23 protein-coding genes are annotated in these 23,650 nt (G+C 62.1%); 12 read left to right on the top strand and 11 right to left on the bottom strand.

Annotated features, from left to right (window positions below; genetic code table 11):
* Positions 1–5 precede the first annotated feature (5 nt).
* The 3 genes from FCT00_RS06360 to FCT00_RS06350 are packed head-to-tail and all read right to left on the bottom strand — an operon-like array spanning position 6 to position 2,139.
* Positions 6–893, bottom strand: a complete 888-nt coding sequence (locus FCT00_RS06360) for a 4-hydroxyphenyl-beta-ketoacyl-CoA hydrolase (RefSeq protein ID WP_008332376.1) — start codon at positions 891–893, stop codon at positions 6–8.
* A complete protein-coding gene (locus FCT00_RS06355; protein ID WP_008332377.1) occupies positions 884–1,357 on the bottom strand; it encodes a MarR family winged helix-turn-helix transcriptional regulator in 474 nt (157 codons plus the stop codon). Before FCT00_RS06355 ends, FCT00_RS06360 begins: the two co-directional genes overlap by 10 nt.
* Complete coding sequence (locus tag FCT00_RS06350) at positions 1,357–2,139, bottom strand: crotonase/enoyl-CoA hydratase family protein (protein WP_008332379.1); 783 nt, start codon at positions 2,137–2,139, stop codon at positions 1,357–1,359. The genes FCT00_RS06355 and FCT00_RS06350 overlap by 1 nt, the downstream gene beginning before the upstream one ends.
* Positions 2,140–2,251: 112 nt before the next feature.
* Between FCT00_RS06350 and FCT00_RS06345 the strand changes: the two genes are divergently transcribed.
* From FCT00_RS06345 to rpe, 9 genes are all read left to right on the top strand, one after another.
* Positions 2,252–4,078, top strand: a complete 1,827-nt coding sequence (locus tag FCT00_RS06345) for a feruloyl-CoA synthase (RefSeq protein WP_138422277.1) — start codon at positions 2,252–2,254, stop codon at positions 4,076–4,078.
* A 64-nt stretch (positions 4,079–4,142) separates the two neighbouring features.
* On the top strand, positions 4,143–4,868 hold the full coding sequence (locus tag FCT00_RS06340) for a GntR family transcriptional regulator (protein ID WP_138422276.1): 726 nt from the start codon (positions 4,143–4,145) through the stop codon (positions 4,866–4,868).
* 113 nt (positions 4,869–4,981) lie between these two features.
* Positions 4,982–6,388 carry a vanillate/3-O-methylgallate O-demethylase gene (gene ligM, locus FCT00_RS06335; protein ID WP_138422275.1) on the top strand — a complete coding sequence of 469 codons (1,407 nt, stop codon included), beginning with the start codon at positions 4,982–4,984 and terminating at the stop codon, positions 6,386–6,388.
* Positions 6,389–6,598: 210 nt separating this feature from the next.
* Positions 6,599–7,585, top strand: a complete 987-nt coding sequence (locus tag FCT00_RS06330) for a TRAP transporter substrate-binding protein (protein ID WP_008332390.1) — start codon at positions 6,599–6,601, stop codon at positions 7,583–7,585.
* A gap of 3 nt (positions 7,586–7,588) precedes the next feature.
* On the top strand, positions 7,589–8,107 hold the full coding sequence (locus FCT00_RS06325; RefSeq protein WP_138422274.1) for a TRAP transporter small permease: 519 nt from the start codon (positions 7,589–7,591) through the stop codon (positions 8,105–8,107).
* Positions 8,104–9,408, top strand: a complete 1,305-nt coding sequence (locus FCT00_RS06320; protein ID WP_138422273.1) for a TRAP transporter large permease — start codon at positions 8,104–8,106, stop codon at positions 9,406–9,408. The genes FCT00_RS06325 and FCT00_RS06320 overlap by 4 nt, the downstream gene beginning before the upstream one ends.
* On the top strand, positions 9,408–10,082 hold the full coding sequence (locus FCT00_RS06315) for an alpha/beta fold hydrolase (protein ID WP_138422272.1): 675 nt from the start codon (positions 9,408–9,410) through the stop codon (positions 10,080–10,082). Before FCT00_RS06320 ends, FCT00_RS06315 begins: the two co-directional genes overlap by 1 nt.
* Before the next feature lie 4 nt (positions 10,083–10,086).
* Positions 10,087–10,410 carry a YciI family protein gene (locus FCT00_RS06310; RefSeq protein ID WP_138422271.1) on the top strand — a complete coding sequence of 108 codons (324 nt, stop codon included), beginning with the start codon at positions 10,087–10,089 and terminating at the stop codon, positions 10,408–10,410.
* Positions 10,411–10,466: 56 nt separating this feature from the next.
* Positions 10,467–11,162 (top strand): ribulose-phosphate 3-epimerase, encoded by a 696-nt coding sequence (gene rpe / locus FCT00_RS06305; RefSeq protein WP_138422270.1) that lies wholly within the window; start codon positions 10,467–10,469, stop codon positions 11,160–11,162.
* Here the strand turns inward: rpe and FCT00_RS06300 are convergent.
* Genes FCT00_RS06300 through FCT00_RS06290 form a run of 3 tightly spaced genes read right to left on the bottom strand, consistent with a single transcriptional unit; the run spans position 11,159 to position 15,221 of the window.
* On the bottom strand, positions 11,159–12,325 hold the full coding sequence (locus FCT00_RS06300; RefSeq protein ID WP_235888945.1) for a lytic murein transglycosylase: 1,167 nt from the start codon (positions 12,323–12,325) through the stop codon (positions 11,159–11,161). The genes rpe and FCT00_RS06300 overlap by 4 nt on opposite strands.
* A 33-nt stretch (positions 12,326–12,358) precedes the next feature.
* Positions 12,359–14,614 carry a ribonuclease R gene (rnr, locus tag FCT00_RS06295; protein ID WP_138422269.1) on the bottom strand — a complete coding sequence of 752 codons (2,256 nt, stop codon included), beginning with the start codon at positions 14,612–14,614 and terminating at the stop codon, positions 12,359–12,361.
* A gap of 31 nt (positions 14,615–14,645) precedes the next feature.
* Entirely contained in the window at positions 14,646–15,221 is a 576-nt protein-coding gene (locus tag FCT00_RS06290; RefSeq protein ID WP_138422268.1) for a TIGR04282 family arsenosugar biosynthesis glycosyltransferase, read from the bottom strand.
* Between the two features lie 135 nt (positions 15,222–15,356).
* Between FCT00_RS06290 and FCT00_RS06285 the strand changes: the two genes are divergently transcribed.
* The 3 genes from FCT00_RS06285 to FCT00_RS06275 all read left to right on the top strand — a co-directional run bounded on the left by FCT00_RS06285 (position 15,357) and on the right by FCT00_RS06275 (position 17,295).
* Positions 15,357–15,968, top strand: coding sequence for a ribonuclease D (locus FCT00_RS06285; RefSeq protein WP_138422267.1), 612 nt, complete (start codon positions 15,357–15,359; stop codon positions 15,966–15,968).
* Between the two features lie 238 nt (positions 15,969–16,206).
* Positions 16,207–16,782 (top strand): ribosome hibernation-promoting factor, HPF/YfiA family, encoded by a 576-nt coding sequence (gene hpf, locus FCT00_RS06280; RefSeq protein WP_008332404.1) that lies wholly within the window; start codon positions 16,207–16,209, stop codon positions 16,780–16,782.
* Positions 16,783–16,830: 48 nt separating this feature from the next.
* Positions 16,831–17,295, top strand: a complete 465-nt coding sequence (locus FCT00_RS06275; protein ID WP_008332405.1) for a PTS sugar transporter subunit IIA — start codon at positions 16,831–16,833, stop codon at positions 17,293–17,295.
* Here FCT00_RS06275 and FCT00_RS06270 read toward each other — a convergent pair whose 3' ends face one another.
* From FCT00_RS06270 to galU, 5 genes are all read right to left on the bottom strand, one after another.
* Positions 17,296–18,735 (bottom strand): hypothetical protein, encoded by a 1,440-nt coding sequence (locus tag FCT00_RS06270; RefSeq protein ID WP_008332407.1) that lies wholly within the window; start codon positions 18,733–18,735, stop codon positions 17,296–17,298.
* A gap of 7 nt (positions 18,736–18,742) precedes the next feature.
* Positions 18,743–20,437 (bottom strand): DUF5927 domain-containing protein, encoded by a 1,695-nt coding sequence (locus tag FCT00_RS06265; protein WP_138422266.1) that lies wholly within the window; start codon positions 20,435–20,437, stop codon positions 18,743–18,745.
* Complete coding sequence (locus tag FCT00_RS06260; RefSeq protein WP_008332411.1) at positions 20,434–21,420, bottom strand: glycosyltransferase family 2 protein; 987 nt, start codon at positions 21,418–21,420, stop codon at positions 20,434–20,436. The genes FCT00_RS06265 and FCT00_RS06260 overlap by 4 nt, the downstream gene beginning before the upstream one ends.
* 63 nt (positions 21,421–21,483) lie before the next feature.
* Positions 21,484–22,704: a glycosyltransferase family 4 protein gene (locus FCT00_RS06255; protein WP_138422265.1), complete on the bottom strand. Its 1,221-nt coding sequence runs from the start codon at positions 22,702–22,704 to the stop codon at positions 21,484–21,486.
* A 10-nt stretch (positions 22,705–22,714) separates the two neighbouring features.
* The gene (galU, locus tag FCT00_RS06250; protein WP_138422264.1) at positions 22,715–23,611 is read right to left on the bottom strand and encodes a UTP--glucose-1-phosphate uridylyltransferase GalU; all 897 of its coding nucleotides are present in this window, start codon (positions 23,609–23,611) and stop codon (positions 22,715–22,717) included.
* Between the last annotated feature and the right edge of the window lie 39 nt (positions 23,612–23,650).

Genomic DNA, 23,650 nt, shown 5'->3' with positions numbered 1-23,650 from the left:
ACGTCCTAAAGGTTCAGAAGACGCTTCGCGTTTTCCTTGAGGATGAGCGGACGTACCTCATCCTTGAATGGAGCTTTCTCGAAATCGGCCAGCCAACGGTCCGGCGTGATCGCGGGCCAGTCGGAACCGAAGAGCATCTTTTTCTTCAGCATCGAATTCGCGTATTTCACCAGAATTTCCGGGAAATACTTCGGGGACCAGCCGGACAGGTCGATGTAGACGTTCGGCTTGTGCTGGGCGACGGCCAGCGCCTCTTCCTGCCACGGGAAGGACGGGTGGGCCATGATGATCTTGAGGTCGGGGAAATCCACCGCCACGTCGTCGATGGACATCGGGTGCGAGTATTTCAGCCGCATCCCCATGCCGCCGCGCATCCCCGAACCGACCCCCGTCTGCCCGGTGTGAAACAGGGTGATGACGCCTTCTTCTTCCAGCACTTCGTAGAAAGGATAGGCCATGCGATCATTGGGCCAGAAGCCCTGCATCGTCGGGTGAAACTTGAACCCCCGCACACCGAAATCACGGATAAGCCGACGCGCCTCCCGCGCGGCCATCTTGCCCTTCCACGGGTCGATGGAGGCAAACGGGATCAGGATGTCGTCGTTCTCGGCGCAGATTTCGGCCACTTCTTCGTTCGAGTAGCGGTGGAAGCCGGTCTCGCGTTCGGTATCGACCGGGAAGATGACGGCGCCGATCTTGCGCTCGCGGAAGTATGCGGCGGTCTGGCCCGGCGACGGAAGCATCCCGTCGGCCCCGGCGGGGTTGCCGAAATACTTGGCCATCCCGGCCTGAAACTCCATGTACCCGTCGTCACGGGTTTCGCCGTGTTTGCACGGCTCTTCCGCGTGGGTGTGGATGTCGATGGCGACGAGTTCGTCGACGTTCAGTGGCATGCGTTCAGTCCTGTGAATTTCTTGAGCAGCGAGGTCAGTTGATCCGCCTCTTCCTGGCTCAGGTTGTCTTTTTCGGTGAAGTTGAACGAAAGGAAGTTCTCGCGGTGCGCTTCCACAAAGCCGCTCCCTTCCTCGGTCAGATAAAGCCGCACCGCACGCCGGTCCGACTTCGGCGTCTTGCGCGTGACGAGCCCGCGCTGGACCAGCCGCGCCGTGAGTTTGGTCATATGGGCCGGCTTGATCCGAAGCGTGTTCGCGATACTGCCCTGCCGCAGTCCGGGGTTCAGACCGATCACCCAGAGCACCGTGAACTCGCCCGGTTTCAGCCCATGGTCGCCCAGATTCTCGAAGAAGTTGTCGAACGCCTTGATCTGGGCCAGACGGATAAGGAAACCGAGCGAATCCGTGATGGCGCCCATCCGGATCGGTGCGTCTTCGGCTTCCTGTTCCATCGCGTCCCGCATCAGTCGTCCTTGGTCACCGCGACCTTGCCCGCTTTCTTGTTCAAGAATGCGTTCAGCCGCTCTTCCGCTTCCGGGCTCGTCGCCGTGAACGAGGCGATGAAGCTTTCGACGAACAGGCCATCGTCCGAGGCCATATCCTGAATGCGGGGCAAGGCATTGATGATCGCGTAGTTCGAGATTTCGGCATTGGTGGCCGCGTGCGAGGCCAGCGCGATCGCCTTTTCCAAAGCCTCGCCTTCGGGCACCACATACTGAACGATGTTCCAGCGTTCAGCGGTGTCGGCATCGACCGCGCGACCCGTCAGCATCATGTCGGTCATCCGCGCCAGTCCCATAAGGCGCGCGGACCGGACCGACGCCCCGCCGCCGACGAAAATGCCGCGCTGGCCCTCGGGCAGCGCGAAAAAGGCCGACTTGTCGGCAACCCGCACGTGAACGGACGAGGCAAGTTCCAGACCACCGCCCACGACGGCGCCGTGAAGTGCGGCGAACCACGGCAGTTTGCCCTTTTGAATCCAGCCGAACACCTCATGCCAGCGGCGCGAGCCATGAACGCCCTCGAAGGGAGTCTTTTTCACATGCTCGGCCAAATCGAGGCCCGCGCAGAAATGGGTGCCATGCCCGTGAATCACCGCCGCTTTGGCCTCGGCTTCCGCCTTGCGCACGATCAGCGCGAGCTCTTCGACGAAGGCATCGGAAATCGCGTTACGCTTTTCGGGCCGGTTCAGGCCGACGAGCGCCACGTTCCCCCGCAGCTCGTAGGTGAGGTATTTCAGGTCCAACGATGTCCTCCCAACCGACTTTTCGAGTCGCGTTGAAACCACTATCCACGGATTTAGTTTCCGCGTAAACTAAATTTTGTAACGCGTCGGGAGGGACGCAAGGGAGGAATGAATGACGAAGGCAAAGCTGCGCCCTGTCAAACTCTGGCAACCGGACATCGCGTGGGAAGAATCGGACGATGGCACGATCTTGGTGCGTCAGACCGCGCCGTTGGGCGACTACCCCGACAAGATCACGGACCGACTGGATCACTGGGCGGATGTCGCGCCGGACCGTCTTTGGATGGTGGAACGGGGCGTCGGCGAGGCGGAGTGGACCGGGCTGACCTATGCCGAAGCGCGCGCTCAGGTCCGGTCGATCGGGCAGGCGCTTCTCGATCTCGGCCTGTCGACGGACAGGCCGCTTGTCATTCTGTCGGGTAACTCGGTCGCCCACGCGCTGATGGCGCTTGGCGCGCAGTATGTCGGCGTGCCCTCTGCGGCCATCGCCCCCGCCTATTCGCTGGTGTCGACGGACCACGGCAAACTCAAAGGCGTTCGGGATCAGATTACGCCCGGCGCGGTCTTCGTCGATGATTTCGCGCCGTTCGAGCCGGCGATTGCGAATGTCTTTCCCGAACTGACGATCATCGCGAAGACAGGGACCGAATGGTCGTGGAGCAGTCTGGTCAACACGCCGGTGACCGAGGCCGTCGATGTGGCGAATGCGGCGATCACGCCCGATACCGTCGCGAAGTTTCTGTTCACCTCAGGCACCACCGGCAGTCCGAAAGCGGTCATCCAGACCCAGCGTATGCTTTGCGCGAACATCGAACAGGTGACGGATTGCTACGCCTATTTGCGGGACGAGCCGCCCATCGTCCTCGACTGGGCGCCGTGGAATCACGTCGCGGCGGGCAACCTGATGTTCAACATCGTGCTGCACAACGGTGGCACGTTCCATATCGACGCGGGGCGGCCCACCAAGGACATGATCGGCGAGACGATCCGAAATCTTCGCGACGTCTCGACGAACTGGTATTTCAACGTGCCCGCCGGGTTCGAGATGATCCTGCACGAGATGGAGCGCGACCCGACATTCGCCGACGCCTTCTTCCGCGACATGAAACTGATGTATTACGCCGGGGCGGCGATGGCCCAGCATACGTGGGACGACCTGAAAGCGATGGCGGTTCGTACGACCGGCGAGGAAATTCTGCTCGCCACCGGGCTTGGCGCCACGGAAACGGCGCCGTTCGTCCTGTTCCAGACCGAGCCTCAGGCAAGTCCGGGCAATATCGGCGTTCCCGCGAAGGACATCACCATCAAGCTGGTTCCCAACGAAGGAAAGCTTGAGGTCCGCGTGAAAGGCCCGAACGTGACGCCCGGCTACTGGCGGAACGAGAAGCTGACCGCCGAGGCTTTCGACGAAGACGGCTTCTACATGCTGGGCGACGCGCTGAGGTTCGCCGCGCCGGGCGACCCGTCCAAAGGATTCTTCTTCGACGGGCGCGTGGCCGAGAACTTCAAACTCCAGACCGGGACATGGGTGTCGGTCGGTGCGGTGCGCGCGAAACTGACCGATGCGCTTGGCGGCCTTGCCCGCGATGTCGTGTTGACCGGCGACGGCGAGGAAAAGCTGGGCGCCCTGCTCGTGCCGTTCCGTCCCGCCATCGCGGCGCTCGTGCCGGGTGGGGCCGAGATGAGCGATGCCGATCTGTTCACCCATCCGGCGCTGCGCGACGCTGTTTCCGAACGGCTCGCCGCCTACAACGCGAAGGCGACAGGTTCGTCGATGCGGGTGCCCATCGCCATGGTGCTGGTGGACCCTCTCGACCTCGACAAGGGCGAAGTGACCGACAAGGGCTCGGTCAATCAACGCGCCGTCCTGCGCGAACGCGCCGATCTGGTCGCCCGGCTTTACGAAGAGGGGCCCGAGGTCATCCGTTCAGGGCGCTGACGTCGATTGTCTTTGCCTTGCCGCGCCAATTGTATACATTTCAGTGTATACATGGGAGCGGTAGATGACTGAAACGCGCGGCAGCACACATGCGAAACGGGCAGCCTACGATCTGCGTCAGCGGATCGTGAAGGGCGAGTTGCCGGGCGGAACGCGGCTTTACGAGGTCGCCCTCGCGGAAGAACTGGAAATATCCCGCACGCCCGTGCGCGAAGCGATGAGCCGTCTTGCCGAAGAGGGCCTGTTGGAGCGCGCGCGGGGCGGCGGATTCGTCGTGCGGTCCTTCACCTATGCCGATGTCCTCGACGCCATCGAACTGCGCGGCGTGCTGGAAGGGACTGCGATCCGGCTGGCGGCCGAGGCAGGCGTTTCGCCGGAAAAAATTCAGCATATCAAGAGTTTGATCGCACAGATCGACGCGGGTTTCAGTGCTGCCGGCGATCCGCCGGACCTTGAGGCCTATTCGGGTCTGAACGAGCAATTCCACGACGATATCGCGGATCTGTGCCCGTCGGGTATCGTCCGGTCCGAATTGCAGCGGGTCAAATCGCTTCCCTTCGCCTCACCCTCGGCCTTCGTCTTCCGCCGCCGCGAATCACAGACGATGACTCAGTCCATCGTGATCGCCCAAGCGCACCACCACGCCATGATCGAAGCGATCGAACGGCGGGAAGGCGCACGGGCCGAGGCGCTTGCGCGGGAACACGCGCTGATCGCCCGAAGAAACCTTGAAGAAAAGGCACTTGCGCCGGGCGAAGGCAATCCGGCGCTCGCTCTGATCGTCGATTAAAACCCGCCCGCGCATACATTCCGAGGCCGATTCAGCGCGGTTTTCCGGATTTTGCTTGCAAAATCGCGTCAATCGTCGTTCCATGTATACATTCTGATGGTAGGGAGGTCATCATGGCGAAGAGCCTTGAGCAAATCATGCAGGAGACGGACATCGTCACGCACCTGCGCAATTCCAAAATCGGCATGTACATTTACCCGGGCGTCGCCCCGGAGTTCACGAACTGGCGTTCGGAACAGATGGCATGGCGTGACTCGGTCGTTCTTTACGACCAATCGCACCACATGGACGAAGTGACCGTCGAAGGCCCGGACGCGCAGGCGTTCCTCGCCCACGTCGGTATCAACGACTTCGGCAACTTCGACATGGGCCGCGCGAAGCACTTCGTGCCCGTGACCCCGGCGGGCCACGTGATCGGCGACCACATCATCTTCCGTCTGGACGAAAACAAGTACGTGACCGTGGGCCGCGCCCCGACCTCGAACTGGATCATGTTCCAGGCCGCGATCGGCAAGTGGAACGTCAAGGTTTCGCACGATCCGCGCTCGGATTCGCGTCCGGACGGCAAGGCGATCTACCGCACGCACTACCGCTTCCAGATCCAAGGCCCCGATGCCGACAAGATCTTTGAAGAGATCAACGGCGGTCCGGTGCCTGAGATCAAGTTCTTCCACGTCGACACGATCAACATCGGGTCGCGCAAGGTGCAGGCCCTGCGTCACGGTATGGCCGGTGCGCCCGGTCTGGAAATCTGGGGCCCCTACGCGGACAAGTCCTACATCCAGTCGACCATCGCCGAGGCCGCCAAAAAGGTCGGTGTCGAGATGCATTTCGTGGGCTCGCGCGCCTATTCGACGAACACCGTCGAATCCGGCTGGATCCCCTCGCCGCTGCCCGGCATCTACACCGGCGACGGCATGATGAAGGACTACCGCGAGTGGCTGACCGAACAGTCGTATGAGGCCGCAGGCTCCATCGGCGGGTCTTATGTCTCCGACAACATCGAAGACTACTACGTGAACCCGTTCGAACTGGGCTACGGCTTCTACATCGGCTGGAAGAAAGACGACTTCATCGGCAAGGACGCCCTGACCAAGATGAAAGGCGCCTCGTCCAACCGCAAGAAAGTCACCTTCGAGTGGAACGCGGAAGACGTGATGAAGGTCATCGCTTCGAACTTCGCGCCGGGCGAGAAGAACTACAAGTGGATCGACTTCCCGCAGCCCAACTACGCCTCGTCCACCGCGGACAAGGTGATGCAGGGCGACAAGATGGTCGGCATGTCGATGTTCAACGGCTATTCGTTTAACGAACGCTGCCTGCTGTCGCTGGGCGTCGTGGACCAGTCGGTCGAAGTCGGCGATGTGCTTGAAATGGTCTGGGGCGAGCCCGACGGCGGGTCCAAGAAGACCTCGGTCGAGCCGCATGAGCAGACCACGATCCGCGTTCGCGTGTCGCCGACGCCGTATTCGACGGAAGCGCGCACCAACTACGCCGACAGCTGGCGCACCAAGACCTGATCGGTCTGGCCAAGCTTTCCTGCGGCGGGATGGGTCATCCCGCCGCAGACAACCCCGAGATGCCTTGTTCAAGCGGTAATCATCGGGGAAGAATAGACAAACCTTATGGGACAAAGCTGAATGTGACTTGACCGGCCCCACGGCTCCCATACCGTGCGGCCACCTCTATAGCCCGAATTCGGGCGCGACATCTGACTGGGAGGACTACAGATGATCCAAGGAAACATTTTCCGCACTGCCGCCGCAGCCGCGGCCGTCACGGTGGCAGGCATGGCTCCGGCCCTTGCCGAAACCGTAAAGTTTGCGCACTGGGTTCCGCCCGCGCACACCCTCACCGCTTCCACCATCGAACCGCTTCAGGCCGCCGTCGAAGGCTCCGGTCTTGAGATCGAAGTCTACCCCGGTGGCGAGCTTGGCGCCGGTCCGCTCGAACAATACGTCCGCGTCGTTCAGGGCGTGGCCGACATCGTGTGGGGGCTTCAGGGCTATACCTCGTCTCAATTCCCGCTGACCATGGTGTCGGAACTGCCGGGCGCCCTGCCCGAGGGCATGACCGGCTACGACATGCTGTGGAACGCCTATGAGGCCGGGCAGCTCGACGGCGAGTTTCCGGGCACCGTTCCGCTCGCCCTGTGGCTGTCGGAACCGAACATCTTCATCATGAAAGACGTCGACGTTCGCACGCCCGCCGACCTTCAGGGTCTCAAGATCCGCGTGTCGGGTTCCGCTGCGGCGGCCGCCGTCGAAGCCCTTGGCGCGACGCCCGTCCAGATGCCCGCTGGCGAAATCTACAACTCGCTCCAGACCGGACTGATCGACGGTGTCATCACCGGCGCCTCCGCCGTCGGCGACTTCAAGCTCGACGAAGTGGCGAACAGCTACACGCTCAACGCGCCGCTCGGCCACATCTCGTTCTACGTCGTCATGAACAAGGCGAAGTACGAAGGGCTGCCCGCCGAGATGAAGGAAGCCATGGACTCGATCATCGGCCGCAAGCTGTCGCAGTCGGCGGAAGAGGGCTGGAACGCCCGCGCCGCGAGTGTGATCGAAAGCCTCGAAGCCGCGGGTGACAACACCGTCTACACGCTTTCGGACGACGAGCGTGCCGCCTTCGAAGAGCTGACCTACCCGATCCGCGAGAAAGTCGTCGGTGAAGTGGGCGGCGAGGACGTGCTCAAGACCATGCAGGGCATGTAAGCCTTGGGCGCACGCGTAAGCACCTGGGCAGACGGGCTTATTCGCCTGTCTGCCCTTGTCGGCACCATCGGCCTCGTCATCGAGGTGGTGGTGATCCTGATCGACGTCATCGGCCGTTTCTTCGGCAGCCCCCTGACCGGAGCGCAGGACATCAGCCAGATGAGCATGGTCCTGATCGTGTTCGGCGGCATGGCGCTGTGCGACAAGATCGGCGGTCACGTGAACGTCGACCTTCTTGAAAACGCCATGCCACGCTGGATGATCTGGGCCGGCGATTTCGCCTCGGCCGTCATCGGCGCGGTTATCTTCATCGGGATCGCATGGACCACCTGGTCTTCGATCTACCTGATGCGGTTCCAGCTTGGTGTCGTTCAGAAAACCAACATCATTGACCTTCAATTCGACTGGTTCAAAGGCGCCATCGTCGTCATGTCGATCATCACCGCCCTCGGGATGATCCTGCGCGCGATCGGATTGGTCTTGACCGGCGACAACGGTCAAGAATCGCGAGGCCACGCATGAGCGTTGAAATGATCGGCCTGCTCGGGCTGGTGGCGTTGTTCGTCCTGCTCGGGCTGCGCATCCCCGTGGCCTTCGCCATGTTCACCGTCGGGTTCATCGGCAACATGATCCTGAACTCCCCGCAGGCCGCGATGAGCCAGCTCGCCTCGGACAGCTTCTCGCTTGCCGCGACCGTGGAACTCGTCGTCGTGCCGCTCTTCATCCTGATGGGCAACGTGGCCACCGAAACCGGGATGAGCCGTAAGCTTTACGATGCCGCCTATGCCTGGATCGGATCGATCCGGGGCGGGCTGGCCTCGGCCACCGTCGTCGCCTGTGGCGGGTTCGCCGCCCTGTCCGGCTCGTCCGTCGCGTCGGCCCTGACCATCGGGCGCGTGTCGCTGTCGGAAATGGAGCGGTTCAAATACGACAACCGCCTGTCGACGGGCGTAGTTGCGGCCGGCGGGACGCTCGGCATTCTGATCCCGCCTTCGACCGGGTTCGTGATCTACGCGTTGTTGACGCAGCAATCCATCGGCCGCCTGTTCCTTGCGGGCGTTCTGCCCGGCCTTTTGCTTTTGTCCATGTTCATCCTGACGATCCTCATCATCACGTGGTTCAAGCCGGAGATGGGGCCGAAAGGCCCGAAAACGACCCTGTCCGACAAGATGCGGTCGACGGGTGGCGCGGCCCCGATCCTGCTGGTCATCGTGCTGACCATCGGCGGCATCTACACCGGCATCTTCTCGCCCGTCGAAGCTTCGGCGGTCGGCGCGGGCCTCATCATCCTGATCGGCGCACTGTCCGGCAAACTGACGCTCAAGACGTTCTGGAAAGCCGCGCAGGACAGCGTCGTGACAACCGCGACGGTCATGCTGATCCTGATTTCGGCCTACATGATCAAGACCTTCCTAGCCCTCAGCCACATTCCGCAATGGCTTGGAGGATTCCTGGAAACCGCCGACATTTCCACGCTTGGCGTCTTGTCGATCATGCTGCTGATCTACCTGGTCCTCGGCTGCTTCCTTGAAGGGTTCGCGATGATGGTGCTGTCGATGCCCATTTTCTTCCCTGTGGTGCAGCAACTTGGTATCGACCCGATCTGGTTCGGTGTGCTGGTCGTTCTGACGCTGGAAATGGGCCTGATCTCCCCGCCCGTGGGATTGAACGTGTTCATCGTGAAAAGCGTGGCGCCGAACGTGTCGCTCGGACGGATGTTCCGGGGCGTGGCACCGTTCTGGCTGGCCATGTTCATCACGCTCATCATCCTTGTCGCCTTCCCGCAGATTTCGCTGATCCTGCCGGACACGATGATTAACTGATGACCGCGATCCTGATCCCCGGCCTGCTGTGCGACGGGTTCTGCTGGGAACCGGTCACCGCCAGAATGCCCGCCTACGTGGCCGAAGTCTCGTCGCAGGACCGGATCGAGCAGATGGCGGTCGATTGCCTTGCCATCGCCGAGGGGCCGCTCGAGGTCGCCGGGCATTCGATGGGGGCCCGCGTCGCGATGGAAATGGCGCGGATCGCACCCGGGCGCGTGCGCAAACTCGCGCTTCTGGACACAGGCTTCGGGCCGCTCAAGGACGGCGAGACCGAGAAGCGGGCGGACATCGTGGCCTATGCCCATGAACACGGGATGCAGGCTCTGGCCGACCGATGGTTGCCGCCGATGGTGTATGAACCGAACCAGACGCCGACGCTCATGGGCGCTTTGACCGAGATGGTCCTGCGCAAGACGCCTGAGCAACATGAACGGCAAATTCATGCTTTGGTGCGCAGGCCCGATGCCTCGGCGTATCTGGATCAGATCGCCTGTCCGACGCTGGTGATGGTCGGGCGGCAGGATGCGTGGTCGCCCGTCGAACAGCACGAGGAGATGGTGAAGCTGATACCCGACGTGCGGCTGGAGATCATCGAAGAGGCCGGCCATTTCGCGCCTGTCGAGCGCCCGAACGAGGTCGCGGACCTTCTGGTGCCGTTTCTGAAAGGGTAACCTTATGTTTTTTCTCATGGAAAACATCCACCACCCCGGCAAACAGGACGAGCGGGACCGCCTGCGACCCGATCACCGCGATTGGGTCGGATCCGGGGGGCATGGGCTGTGCTCGGTCCTGATCGGCTCGGCGCTTTGGAATGACGACGGGGACGCGATCGGTCACTGGGGCGTGCTGGAGGCCGCCACGCTTGCGGATGCACGCGCCTTCGCCGAAGGCGACCCGTTCTACGCGCAAGGTGTCGTCGCAGACCTCAAACTGACCCGTCTGGCGGACGGTTTTCAGGCCCAGCGCATATCGGAGCGCATGAGTCCCGCGATTCCGTAACTGGACCCACACGGGCCGGGGCGCTATGTGCAGGGAAACCGCACATGAGGCCTGCCATGACTTTCGACCGTTCCATCAAGATCGCCCCGTCGATCCTGTCCGCCGACTTCGCCAACTTCGGCGAGGAAATCCGCGCGATCGAAGCTCAGGGCGCGGACTGGGTGCATGTCGACGTGATGGACGGGCATTTCGTGCCGAACCTCACCTTCGGCCCGCCCGCCGTCAAAGCGTTCCGCCCGCACGTGAAGACCGTCATGGACGTCCACCTGATGATCGCGCCGGTCGACCCCTATATCGACGCCTATGCCGAGGCGGGGGCCGATATCCTGACCGCGCATGTCGAGGCCGGGCCGCACACCCACCGGACGCTTCAGGCCATTCGGGGCGCGGGAATGAAGGCGGGCGTCGCGCTTAACCCCGGCACGCCGGCGGACGCGGTCGAGCACCTGCTGGATCTGACCGACCTCATTTGCGTGATGACCGTAAACCCCGGTTTCGGCGGACAGAAGTTCATCGACATGACCGCCAAGGTGCGCCGCCTGCGTGAGATGATCGGTGATCGTCCGATCCATATCGAAATCGACGGTGGCGTCGACCCGACGACGGCCCCCTTGGTGGTCGAGGCGGGTGCGGACGCGCTCGTCGCCGGGTCCGCCGTGTTCAAGGGCGGTTCGGTGGGCAATCCGGACGTTTACGGCGACAATATCCGCGCCATCCGCGCGGCGGCGGAAGGCGCGCGCAAGGTAGCCTAGGCCGCGCCGCCTTTTTCGCGCAGAAGGTCGAGGACCGTGCCCGACAGGTAGCCGTCGGGCACCAGCCCTTCATCGGTCTGGAAAGCGCGCACGGCGCGGCCCGTGTTGGGGCCGCGCATTCCATCGACGCCCTGCGTCGAATAGCCAAGACCGCTGAGCAATTCCTGCGCCTCGCGCACCTCGCTTCGGGTCAGAACGCGATCGTCGAAAGGCCACGGTTGCACCAGCCCTTTGTGGCCGCCGATCCGGTCCGCCAGCACACCGACCCCCAGCACATAGGCTTCGGCATTGTTGTAGCGAAGAAGCGCATGGGCATTGCGCAAAAGCATGACGGCAACGCCGCGCGCCCCCGCTGGCAGCAGGATCGATCCGACGCCGTAGTCCGGCAGCCTGTCCCCCGTCACGGTCCGAACGCCGCGATCATCCCAGAACGGGGCGCCATGCGCCTGATCCATCCCGACGAGCGCATAGTCGAACCCTTCCGGCAACGACACCTCGTAGCCCCACGGCTGCCCCCGCCGCCATCCGTGCTTGGACAGGTAATTCGCGATGGACGCGACCGCGTCGGTCGGGTCGTTCGACCAGATGTTCTTGCGCCCGTCGCCATCGAAATCGACGGCGAAGTTCAGAAAACTCGACGGCATGAATTGCCCGTGACCCATCGCACCGGCCCAAGACCCGACCATCTTTTCGGGCGTCGTGTGGCCGGATTGAAGGATACGCAGGGCTGCGACCAGTTCATCCTCGAAAAACGCCTGCCGGCTTCCGCGCCACGCCAGCGTCGCAAGGGCGGACAGGATGGGCACCGAACCCCGGTTCACGCCATAGCCGGATTCCAGACCCCAGATCGCGGCGACGATTTCGGGTTCGACCCCGAACCGGCGCTCGATCTCGATGAACAGTTCCCGGCGCTTGCGAAGGGCGGTGCGGCCATTGCGAACACGCTCCTCCGATGCGGCGATGTCGAGGTATTCCCAGATCGGCAGGACGAATTCCGACTGGTTCATCTGCCGTTCGACGACATCGGGCAGGAACTGCGCGGACCCCATCGCTTTGTCGAAAACGCCTGCCTGGATCATGCGACCCAGCGCGCGCGGGCGAACCACGCGCGCAATCCAGTCATGGAAATCCGCCTGACTTATGTCAGATTGCGGGACGGTCATGCTCCAACTCCTCGCGTCGCCGGAGCGACGTTCTTATTTCCGCGTTCGACGCACCTTGGCACGTGTTTTCGCTGATTTTTTTCCGGCTCGCGCAGGTTTTCTCCTTACGCCTTTCCCGCCCGGGGTGCGACCTGTCGTTTTGACAGGTTTGCCAGCAACTTCAAGAAGCTGGAACATGAGACCACCTGTCACAGGCACCGCTTCCGAAAGCCTGACAAGGACCGGAAGGCCGACCGTCAGCTCCAACCCGGAGCGTTCGCCGACAAGGCTCTGCGACGGCTCTTCGTAGCGGAAATATTCCGCCCCGATGCTTGAAACCGGCACCAATCCATCGGCGCCTGTTTCATCGAGCCTGACGAAAATCCCGAATCGTTGGACACCCGCGATGCGCCCCGTCATCTCGTTGCCGACACGATCCGACAGGAAGGCGGCAAGGTAACGGTCGGTCGTATCGCGTTCCGCTTCCATCGACCGACGCTCGGTCTGCGAGATATGGGTCGCCGTCGCCTCCAACTGGTCGATGTCGTCCTGCGACAGACCATCGGCACCCCAGTTGTGGCCCGAGATCAGCGCGCGGTGCACGATCAGGTCGGAATACCGGCGGATCGGCGAAGTGAAATGCGCGTAGTTCTTCAACGCCAGACCGAAGTGGCCGAAGTTCTGCGGAAAGTAATAGGCCTGCGTCATCGACCGCAGCGTCGACATATTGATGAGTTCGTCGAATTCGCTGCCTTCGGCCTGAGACAGAAGTTGGTTCAGGTGCCGGGTCTGAAGCACCTGCCCTTTCGCCAGCGTGAAGCCCGAGGCTTGCGCCACCTCCCGCAAGGCTTCGAGTTTTTCCTGCGATGGTTCCTCGTGCACCCGATACAGAAGCGGGCGGCCCAGACGGTTGAGTTCCTCGGCCGCGGCGACGTTGGCCAGAACCATCATTTCTTCGATCAGTCTGTGCGCGTCGAACCGTTCTGCGAACCGCACGCTTTCGACCTTGCCTTCGTCCGAGAGCACGATCTTGCGCTCCGGCAGATCGAGGTCGAGCGGCTGACGAGCCTCGCGCGCCCGGCGCAGGGCATAGTAAGCGTCGTAAAGCGGCGTGATGACCTCATCCATGAACGGCGCGACCTTGTCGTTCGGGCTGCCGTCCTGCGCCTGCTGCACCTCGCCGTAGTTCAGTGAGGCGTGAGATTGCATCAGGCCGCGAATGAACGAATGGCTTTTCTTTTCCCCCTGCGCGTCGATGACGATCCGGGCCGCCAGCACGGCACGCGGCACGCCTTCGTGCAACGAACAGAGATCGCCGGACAGCCGGTCCGGCAGCATCGGCACAACCCGGTCGGGGAAATAGCTGGAGTTGCCGCGTTTGCGCGCCTCACGGTCCAAGGCGGACCCCGGCTTGACGTAATGGGCCACGTCCGCAATGGCGACCCAGATGACGAAACCTCCGGGGTTCTTCGGGTTGTCGTCGGGATGGGCATAGACCGCATCGTCGTGGTCGCGGGCATCATGCGGGTCGATGGTGATAAGCGGCAGGTGACGCAGGTCTTCGCGCCCCTTCAGTCCCGCGGGCTTCATCTTGTCGGCTTCCGCGATCACCTCATCCGGGAACTCATCGGGAATGCCGTGCTGGTGAATCGCGATGAGCGAGACGGCGCGCGGCGCGGTGGGGTCGCCCAAACGCGCGACGATCTGCGCGCGCGGCAGGCCCATCTGGCCTTTCGGGCCGGATTGCTTGGCTTCGACCAGTTCACCATCCGTGGCACCGTTCACGGCACCTTCCGGCACCATCCATTCCTTGTCCGACCCCTTGTCGATGGGAATGATCCGCCCGCCTTCGTGGCCTTTGCGGTAGATGCCAAGGATGCGGCGGGCGTTCTCGCCGATCCTGCGAATGAGCCGCGCCTCGTAGTCGTGGTCGCCGCCATCCACCTCGGTCATCCGACACAACAGGCGGTCGCCCTTCTTCAGCGCGGGATCGCCTTGCTTTGCCACGTACAACACGCGCGGCTTGTCACCCTCCCCCTGCCACTCCAGCGGGTCGGCGAAGATGTCGCCGTCGGGCGTGATCTCGGACACTTCGAGGATGGAAACTGGCGGCAGTTTGTCCGGATCGCGATAGGTCTTTTTCCGCTTTTCCAGATGCCCCTCCGCCTCAAGCTCCTTGAGCAGGCGCTTCAGGTCGATCCTGTCCTGCCCCTTGATGCCGAAGGCCCGCGCAATGTCGCGTTTGGAGGTCTGGGTCGGGTTCTCGGAAATCCACGCGAGGATTTCCTCTTTGCTGGGAATACGTGCCATGTCATCGGCGTATCACGGCGCCACGAGGCCGTCAGTCGGAAAGTCGTGCGAGGTCGGAGGCCGTGTCGACGTCATCCAGCAAAGGCAGGTAGGCAGGCGGCGGGCAGGTCGCCAACGTGTCGGACAGGGCGTTTTCCGTGGACCAGCGGACACCTTGGAACAGGTTTGCCGGTATGGGCCGCCGGGTGTCGAGGCCAATGGCCCAGAAACCGCCGTCGCTTGCGGGACCGAGCACCGCCTTGTGCCGCGCGATCAACTCGAAACCCCGTGCGACGTGATCGCGGGTCAGTCCGGGGATATCCGTGCCGACGACAAGCACCGGGCCGGGCCGGGCCACCCTGAACGCACGCGCCATGCGATCACCCAGGTTACCCGGACCCTGTGGAATGCGGAGGGCATGTGGAATCAAAGCCGATGTCATGGCGCGGTCCGGCGCGACCGCCAGCACGACCGTCCAGCGCTCATGCGCGAGCGTACGAACCATGGTTGCGATCCGGCGACGAACCCAGTGTGCTGCGGGCAAAGCGCCGATATCCGCAGCCAGCCGCGTTTTGACCAGACCCGGTCGCGGTTCCTTGCACATGATGACAAGCGTGTGCGCGGCCATATGCCGACCTCCATTCGGACCGCCAATGAGGCATGGTTCCGCCGGAACAGCCAGCGGAAAGACGCAGGCCGCGGCCGGGCGCCGGAGTTGATCCGCAGAACCGCGCGCCGTATCACGAAAGAAACGGAGGCTCCCATGGCGAACCATCTTTACAAGCGCGATCTGCCGGACGGGCTCGACCTTGGCCCCGTTGTGGCCATCGATTGCGAGACGATGGGCCTGAACCCCCACCGGGACAGGCTTTGCGTCGTCCAGATGTCGGGCGGTGACGGCCACGCACATATGGTGCAGGTCGAACGGGGACAGACCGAGGCGCCGAATTTGACCGCCATGCTCACCGATCCGAACGTCCTGAAGATCTTTCACTTCGGCAGATTCGATATCGCCGCCCTGCTCAATGCGTTCGGCGTCGTCACCGCGCCGGTCTATTGCACCAAGATCGCGTCTAAGCTGATCCGAACCTACACGGACCGGCACGGGCTCAAGACCCTGCTCGAAGAGATCCTCCGAATCGATATCTCCAAGTATCAGCAGCAGACCGACTGGGGCGCGCGGGAACTGACCGAAGCGCAGCTCGACTATGCCGCATCGGACGTTCTTTACCTGCATCGCCTGCGCGAAAAGCTGGACGGGCGGCTTGCCCGCGAAGGCCGGGCGGAGCTTGCTCAGGCCTGCTTCGACTTCCTGCCCGCGCGTGCGCAGCTCGATCTGGCCGGTTGGCCGGATACCGACATCTTCACTCACTAAAGGCTGCGTTCGCAGCATCTTATGTGGATTGACATGGGTTCAAATCGGGCGCTGAATGAAGTTGATGCATGAGTACGCGCCACTTGTTTCGTGCTGCAAGAGAACCACTCGCAGCACGTCATGCGCCCAGGGAAACCGGGCGGCGCGCCTCGCACAACTCCCTGAAATCCGTCCCTTTTTCGTGTCTTTGCGCGCGTCGCGCTAAGGCTCGGGGGCATTCCATCCAAGAGGAGGAAACATGCAGTATCAAATCAGTGGCAAGCAGATCGACATCGGCGAGGCGCTTCAGGTCTATGTGAAAGACGGACTGGGTGCCGTGGTCGAAAAATACGCCGAACGGCCGACCGATGCGCATGTGATTTTCTCCAAGGTGGCGAGCGAATTCTCATGCGAGGCCATCGTGCACCTGTCGACCGGCCTGACGGCGCAAGCCTCGGCCAAATCGCACGATATCCACTCGGCTTTCGACCAATGCGCTGAAAAGATGGAGAAACAACTTCGCCGTTACAAACGCCGTCTGAAAGACCATCACAAAGCGCGCGTTGACCCGGTTGAAGTTTTCGGAGGGGCCTCGTATATCCTCGCCGCGGAAGATGGGTCCGACTCGTCGGAACCCGAAGGCATGGAGCCAATGATCATCGCCGAGATGGAGACGCGGATCCCCGCGCTTTCGGTTGGCGAAGCGGTCATGCAGATGGAGTTGGCCCATGCGCCGGTTCTGGTCTTCCGCAACGAAAAATCGAACGGCGTGAACGTTGTGTATCGCCGTGAAGACGGAAACATCGGTTGGATCGACCCCGGCAACCTCGCCTGAGTTTGGCAGGTTAGAGCAGGAACAGGCCCGGGTCAGCAAATGGGACTTATGGAACTATCCGAAATCCTTCGGCCCGCCGCCGTGAAGGTGGTTGCCAACGTTTCTTCGAAGAAACGTCTGTTTCAGGATCTGGGTGATCTTGTGTCGGCCACCTATGGGATCGACAACGCCGCCGCCTTTGCCGCTCTGCAAGAGCGCGAGACGCTGGGGCCCACCGGCGTGGGCCACGGCATCGCTCTGCCGCATGCAAGGATCGAAGGTCTCGACCGTGTGGTCGGGGCCTTCTTCCGGATCGAAAAGCCGGTGGATTTCGACTCCGTCGACCGTCAGCCGGTGGATCTGGTGTTCGCGCTTTTCGCGCCCGATGGCGGCGGGGTCGACCACCTGAAAGCTCTCGCTCTCGTGTCGCGCACGATGCGGGATGCGGGCGTCACGGCCAAGTTGCGCGCCAATGCGGACCCTGAGACCCTGCACACTATCCTGACGGAAGCGCAGGCCACGCGGGCGGCCTGATCAGCGCCCGTCTCGGTCCCATTTCTTGAAGCCGAAAGCCATGTAGTCGCGCGCATACGCGTCACGGACGGCTTTTTCCACCTCGTCGTCATAGATCGACGCCAGCGGAAACGGCTCGTCCGGGATGGCGTCTCCCAAGGGCGGCGGGTCGATCCCGATCTCCATCGCCAAGACGGCCAGCCCTTCGTTGATCTGCGTCTCGCGCAGAACGTGATCCGGCGCCACGAACTCGGAAAACCCACGCAGGAGGTTGTCCTGCGTCGCCCAGATCGGTTCCACCCCATGCACGCTGGACCCGCCGAGCGACCCGGTCACGAAATGCAGGAACCGCAGGAACGCCTTGCGGTGGCGCACGCGGTCATACCCCTCACCGATGGGCGTGTCCCACGGGATGTCTAGGTCATATCGTTCGATCAACCCGTGCCGAAGCTCCCACATCGTCCAGGGTGTGTGGTTCAGCACGTAGCGGCAGAAGACCGAATGCGCGCGGGCGACCGGGTGGCGCAGCACCGTGAAGCTGCGATGGCCCTTGTTCTGGTTCTTCCACTGCCGCAGCTCTTTCTGCGTAAAGCCGGTGTCCAGCACATCGCGGTGGACGTCGTCGATGGCGCCCAGCCAGTCGCGGATTTCCTGATCCAAGGCCCCCGGCACCGGCATGAAACACAACGGCGCCTTGTGGGCGGTGACGTAGGTCGGAACGGAGGGGCCGCGCGGGGGTTCGAAATTGGGCAGCGCGCCAAGATCGTATCGGTCGATCTCGTTCACCGTCTTTTCGATATCCTCGAAATTGCGGACCTTGTCCGCCAACGGCTCGGGGTTCTGCTTCTTGAACTTGCCCGAGAAGTGCTTGATCTCTTCGGTTTCACCCAGAAATCGGGCGAGTCCGTTGACCACCTTGAGGTCCTGAATGTCGTCGTAGTCGATATAGAACCCTGCCTGCCCCTCGACCTGAAGCCGCCGGGCGATGCCGCGTTGCCGGTCTTTGACCGTGAAGTAGAAGTGCTTGAAATCCTTGGGGTCGAACTTGACCTTCCACTTCTTCACGTCGGCATGGTCGCCAAGCTGCCACTGCTTCGTCGACCATGCGATTCGCTGGCTGACCCATGCATCGACGAGGTTGCGGTTCAGGATGATCTTGGCGCAGCGCCGGTCGCCCATCACATGTTCGAACACGCGCGGATCATGGTCATGGAACAGGCGGAAACCCGGAATGCCGTCCGTGTTTTCCTTCATGGCTTCGATCATGCCGATGGGGTCGGCATCCCGCTTGGCCATGGTGAAGCCGAACAGCTCGGTCCGGTCGGGATCGACGATGAGATAGGGGTTATAGGCCTCGCCATAGCAGGTGATGCCGGGAAAGGCGTTGAGATTGGATTCGAGGAAATTCGACCCTGTGCGCATCTCGGCAAGGATGACGAAATAATCGAAGGGGCGGTCCATCGCGGTCCTACTTCACGAGGTATGGCTTGCGGGGTTTCTGGCGCGACGGCACATTCGCCCCGGTCGGGAAATCGCCCATGAGGTGTGGCTGCATCCCCTGATTCTTCAGGTTTTGCAGGAATTGTCCGAAACCCTCAAGCGATCGCATCCTCGGCGCTTCGGTCAGGCGGTTGGCATTGCGCGCCCCGATCTCGTCGATGATCGTCTGAAGCGGCTCCATCGGCGATTCAACGAAATCGGCGAGCGTCCAGATCCGCACGCGCGCCTTGGTCCAGACCGACCGCAGCACCTCCAGATGAACCGCCTCGATCTTTTGAAGCGCGGCCGCTTCGCGCCGGATTTCCGAAAAGTTCGCGTTGGAATAGAACAGCGGCACGGCCCAGGCGCCGGAAATGACGCTGATCTGAGCGTTCGGGTCTTTGGCGATATCCCACGAGATATCCTGCGTATCCGCCGGGCCGAACATGAAACACTGTCGCTCGCCCCGCGTGTTCCAGATCAGGTTGGTCAGGAACGCGCGCGGGTTGTAGTCACGCAGTTCGGCGCTGTCGGTCAGGGCGCCGGCAAAGACCTTTTGCCCCCCGGAAAACTCGACCCTGTCGGGGCCGAAGATATGCCCATGAACGCGGGTGCCGGTGACACGGGCCAGCCAATCCTCGAAATCCTCGAACAGTTCGGTGAACCCCTCGAACACCGAATATTGCGACGATGTCAGGCCGTTTTCCCAGTTGTCGTTCGGAAACCGGCTTTGCATGTACAGCCCGGGCCGCCCCTTCGTGCGCCGTTCGACCGCCTTGGAAAAGATGCGGTCGATCTTGCCGGGGTTCGGTTCGGCGCCCGTGAAGATCGAGCCATCGTCGGATAGGAACCCGGAGTAGAGCTTTTCCGCCTCGGGCCAGATCTTGCGCGCCACGAAACAGTCGGACCGGCGCAGAAGCTGCATGTGGTCGTCGTAGAAAATATGCGGTTTGCCCTGAAAGTCGAACTTGCTCAGTGTCAGCGAGCGGCTTTCGATATTCGTGGAATAGAGCCTGACGAGGGTCTGAAAATAGCTTTCGTCGGGAATCCAGACCTTCGAGAAATAGCGGTCGAACGCCGGGCGCTGCGGATCTTCGAGAATGGCGGTCAGGGTCTGACGGGTCAGGCACCACCACTGGCTTCCCAGATGCGGCACGAGCCCCTCGGGAATGCGCCGTTTGAATTTCCATCGGCGTTGAAAATTGACGTACCAGTCAAAGGCGCGGCGCTGGCTTTTCCATGAGAACGGGAACCTGAACGTGAAGCGTTCGATATCCAGACCGCCGACCGTCCAAGGCACATCCTCGGTCGTCACGCTTTCGATGAAGTTCGTCATGGGCCGTTCGGCGAGGTATTCCTTCATCTCCTCGACCGGACGAAGCGGCAGGCACGACCCCGACGCGAGGTAGACGTGCCGCACCTCGGGAAATTCGGCGAGCAGCAACTCCGAAGCCGATTGGCTGGCCTCGACAAGGCTCCATGTCCCCCAGTCGCAACTGTGCCGTTTGCAGAACTTGACGTTGTCGAGGTCCGCAAGGCTCGCCGTCAGTTCAAGGTATTTGCGGCGCTTCACCTTCTTGTCGACATGGATCACCACCGGGCAGTCGTTCTTGGCCCAATGGCGCGCAACCTGCGCCGCCCGGCCCAGCGCGGTATGGACCAGCATGGCGAAACCGACCGTCACGCCCAGTTCCCCTTGGACATGATCCCGAGAATTTCGAGCTGCCGCCAGTTGATGTATTTCTCGGACCACTTGCACCACAGGTCCGGGTCATCCTCGAGTTTCTCGTGATACGCCTTGTATTCATGGCTGGCGGCATAGTGCTGCTTGCGCTCCAACTCCTCCGCCGCCTTGATCGCGAAAGTGTCGAGGAACTTGGCGTGCAGCAGGCAGCCGGACGCCTTTTCCCCGCCCCACTCGTCGTAGACGAGGTTCAGACCGCGGGGCAGCAGGTTATGCGTGGACGAGACATAGGTGTAGTTGCGATGCCATTTGACCAGCGGGATCTTGTTCAGCGCGGGGGCGCGGGCCGGGTTGTCGGGAAAGAACATGCGCGCGCGCGGACCGCCCTGAATCCAGAGGTTTCCGAACTTCTTGTTCTTCTCGATCATGTAATTGCCGGCGTCGAACCAGTTCGCGATCTCGAACGGGTCCTGCCCTTCGCGGTAGGGCTGTCGACCCATCGGACCTTTCGGATACATATCCAGCAGCATGGCCCCGAAACTTTTGATCGAAGACGCGTCGAGCCAGTCGGTCAGCGCCCGTAACCCCCGCGTGTCGCAGAACGGAAAAACGAGGAACTCGTCCGGGTCGATGGTCAGGCACCAGTGGCCATGCCCGTGGCGCCGCATCAGCCAGTTGAGCCAGTCCATCCCGAACCGCGCGCGCTTGTAGCTCGCTTTCGAGGTCCAGACCGACACATCGGGTTGCTGCGCCAGATACTCGGCAGACCCGTCGTCGCTGTCGTTGTCGACGAAGATGAAGTGCCCGACACCCATGTCACGGTAGAACCGCAGAAAATACGGGAGCCGCACACGTTCGTTTCGCGCGGTGCAAAAGACGAGGATGTCACGAGGCTTGATTGTGTCGGTTTTGTCGACAATCGGCTTGATCTCGCGACGTTTGCGGAAGGCACGAATACGCCAGCGCTTTCGCAGGAGACGCAATCGGTATGTCCGCACAATGCCCAAAATCGCCCCTTCCACGCCGCACAAGCTTGGTCGCCTGTATCATAGGCACTTTAAGACAAGGTTGAAGTGATCATCCCACGTTGGAAGCGATGATGCCGTTGCCTGTGCCCCGCGGTTCTTAGTCGCGAATGTTCTTATCTGTTCTACCCAAGAATACAGATCGTGTGGATCGAGGTAAACGAGATTGTTTCCAAACACTTCACGATAAACCGGAAGGTCCGAGGCGATCACGGGGCAGCCCAGCGCAAGCGCCTCGCCGGGCGGCAGGCCGAACCCTTCGACGAGGCTCGGCATGAGCAGGGCTTGCGCGCGGGTCAGCAGGCTGGCGACCGCGCCATCGGGAAGCGGACCAAGCTCCCGCACATGGGCCGGGCCTTTGTCCAGCCGATCGAAGACGGGTTCATTGCGCCAACCGCGCGATCCGACGATGTAGAGCATGGGCATATTGTCGCCCGGCAACCGGGTGGCGAGTTCGGCCCAAGCGTCGAGAAGCAGCGCATGGTTCTTGCGCGGTTCGATGGTGCCCAGCGCAACGAAATAGGGTCTATCCCGCCTGATATTGGCCGAAAGCTGCGTGTCGTCGGGGACCGGTGCGTCGATACCGAGATGCGCCACGATCCCATCCGGCACGCTGCCTTCACGTGCGAAATGGCGTTCGGTCTGCTCGCGCGTGGCCTGCGCCGTGTGAACCACCAGATCGGCCTTGCCCGCGACTTGCTGGATGCGGGCGCGGAAACTGTCGACCGTCCCTTCGCGCTGCCAATCCGGGTGATCGAGCGGGATGGTGTCATGGACAAGCACGACGGCCTTTCCACCCAGCCGATGCACGGCGTCGAACACGCTGACCTGAAGATCGGAATGGCCGACGTTGATCCAACACGGTGGACCGGGAAGCATATCCTCCAACAGACCCGGCAAAGCACGACGGTTCGCACGACCAAGGCTCAGGCGGCGCAGGTCGGCCTCGGCCCGCCGTTTATCGGGATGCGCCTTCAGGAACAGACGTGACAGTGCGTCGGCCTGACCCCATGGAATGCGGCTGAACAGCCGATCGGCGAGCGCGTGTGATCCGGCCCGGTCGAAAAGCGTGAACCCGAACGAGGATCGAACGAGCGCGAAAAGGGGTTCATCCTCGGCGAGCAGTCGTTGCAGATAGGCCGCTTCGACCCGGTCGATCCCGGTCCACGCGCCCCGCCCGACGCGGGAAACAAGGCGCGACAGGTCGAGAAGTCGAACCGTGCCCGTCGCGCCCGTGGTCAATCCGCGCCCCTTATTCGGCGGCGCGTTTCATCGCGACGATCTGCTCGAGGTGCTCCATAAGCTCGTCGTGCAACTCTTCGCGCTCCAGCCCGAAGGAAACGGTCGCTTGCAGGTATCCGGCCTTGGACCCGCAGTCGAACCGCTGGCCATCGAACCGATAGCCATGCACCGCTCGGCCCTGCGTGATTTCATCGGCAATCGCGTCGGTGAGCTGAATCTCACCGCCTGCCCCCTTCTTGAACGACCCGAGGTTGTTCAGCACGTCCGGCGTCAGGATGTAGCGGCCGATCACGGCAAGGTTCGAGGGCTGGGTGCCCGCTGCGGGCTTTTCGACCATCGCCTTGACCTTGGCCAGGCGCCCGTTCTCGCTTTCGACGTCGAGGATACCATAGGACGACGCCTTGTCTTCCGGCACTTCCATGCAGGCGACCATCGCGCCCCCGGTTTCTTCATAGGCTTCGACCATTTGTTGCAGGCAGGACTTGCCATTGGTCGCGATCACGTCGTCGGGCAGGATCACCGCGAAGGGTTCGTCACCGATCAGACGGTGCGCGCAATAGATCGCGTGGCCCAGACCCAGCGCCTTGTGCTGACGGATATAGGCGATGGCGCCGGATTCCATGTTCGTCGCGTTCAGGACGTCGAGAAGCTTGTCTTTGCCCTTTTCCTTCAGGTCCTCTTCGAGGATCGGGGCACGGTCGAAGTAATCTTCGAGCGAGCCCTTGCCGCGTGACGTGACGAAGATGAACTCCTCGATCCCGGCCGCGCGGGCCTCGTCGATCGCGTATTGGATAAGCGGCCGGTCAACCAGCGTCATGATCTCCTTGGGGATCGACTTGGTCGCGGGCAAAAAGCGCGTCCCAAGCCCCGCCACGGGGAAAATCGCCTTGGTTACCTTGTTCGTCATTTGGATCTCACCTTTTGAAATCTTGCCGTGCTGCACGTG

The sequence above is a fragment of the Maritimibacter alexandrii genome (assembly GCF_005871115.1).
GTDB lineage: Bacteria > Pseudomonadota > Alphaproteobacteria > Rhodobacterales > Rhodobacteraceae > Maritimibacter > Maritimibacter alkaliphilus.
This window is presented reverse-complemented; position numbering and strand designations above follow the sequence as displayed.

What these genes read in the sequence shown, in the direction of transcription:
- FCT00_RS06285 (WP_138422267.1), top strand. Translation starts at nt 15,357, where the DNA reads ATGGCGAACCATCTTTACAAGCGCGATCTGCCGGACGGGCTCGACCTT.
- FCT00_RS06355 (WP_008332377.1), bottom strand. Translation starts at nt 1,357, where the DNA reads ATGCGGGACGCGATGGAACAGGAAGCCGAAGACGCACCGATCCGGATG.
- FCT00_RS06345 (WP_138422277.1), top strand. Translation starts at nt 2,252, where the DNA reads ATGACGAAGGCAAAGCTGCGCCCTGTCAAACTCTGGCAACCGGACATC.
- FCT00_RS06315 (WP_138422272.1), top strand. Translation starts at nt 9,408, where the DNA reads ATGACCGCGATCCTGATCCCCGGCCTGCTGTGCGACGGGTTCTGCTGG.
- FCT00_RS06300 (WP_235888945.1), bottom strand. Translation starts at nt 12,325, where the DNA reads ATGACCGTCCCGCAATCTGACATAAGTCAGGCGGATTTCCATGACTGG.
- hpf (WP_008332404.1), top strand. Translation starts at nt 16,207, where the DNA reads ATGCAGTATCAAATCAGTGGCAAGCAGATCGACATCGGCGAGGCGCTT.
- FCT00_RS06275 (WP_008332405.1), top strand. Translation starts at nt 16,831, where the DNA reads ATGGAACTATCCGAAATCCTTCGGCCCGCCGCCGTGAAGGTGGTTGCC.
- FCT00_RS06290 (WP_138422268.1), bottom strand. Translation starts at nt 15,221, where the DNA reads ATGGCCGCGCACACGCTTGTCATCATGTGCAAGGAACCGCGACCGGGT.
- FCT00_RS06310 (WP_138422271.1), top strand. Translation starts at nt 10,087, where the DNA reads ATGTTTTTTCTCATGGAAAACATCCACCACCCCGGCAAACAGGACGAG.
- FCT00_RS06320 (WP_138422273.1), top strand. Translation starts at nt 8,104, where the DNA reads ATGAGCGTTGAAATGATCGGCCTGCTCGGGCTGGTGGCGTTGTTCGTC.
- FCT00_RS06270 (WP_008332407.1), bottom strand. Translation starts at nt 18,735, where the DNA reads ATGGACCGCCCCTTCGATTATTTCGTCATCCTTGCCGAGATGCGCACA.
- FCT00_RS06330 (WP_008332390.1), top strand. Translation starts at nt 6,599, where the DNA reads ATGATCCAAGGAAACATTTTCCGCACTGCCGCCGCAGCCGCGGCCGTC.
- rpe (WP_138422270.1), top strand. Translation starts at nt 10,467, where the DNA reads ATGACTTTCGACCGTTCCATCAAGATCGCCCCGTCGATCCTGTCCGCC.
- galU (WP_138422264.1), bottom strand. Translation starts at nt 23,611, where the DNA reads ATGACGAACAAGGTAACCAAGGCGATTTTCCCCGTGGCGGGGCTTGGG.
- FCT00_RS06360 (WP_008332376.1), bottom strand. Translation starts at nt 893, where the DNA reads ATGCCACTGAACGTCGACGAACTCGTCGCCATCGACATCCACACCCAC.
- rnr (WP_138422269.1), bottom strand. Translation starts at nt 14,614, where the DNA reads ATGGCACGTATTCCCAGCAAAGAGGAAATCCTCGCGTGGATTTCCGAG.
- FCT00_RS06340 (WP_138422276.1), top strand. Translation starts at nt 4,143, where the DNA reads ATGACTGAAACGCGCGGCAGCACACATGCGAAACGGGCAGCCTACGAT.
- ligM (WP_138422275.1), top strand. Translation starts at nt 4,982, where the DNA reads ATGGCGAAGAGCCTTGAGCAAATCATGCAGGAGACGGACATCGTCACG.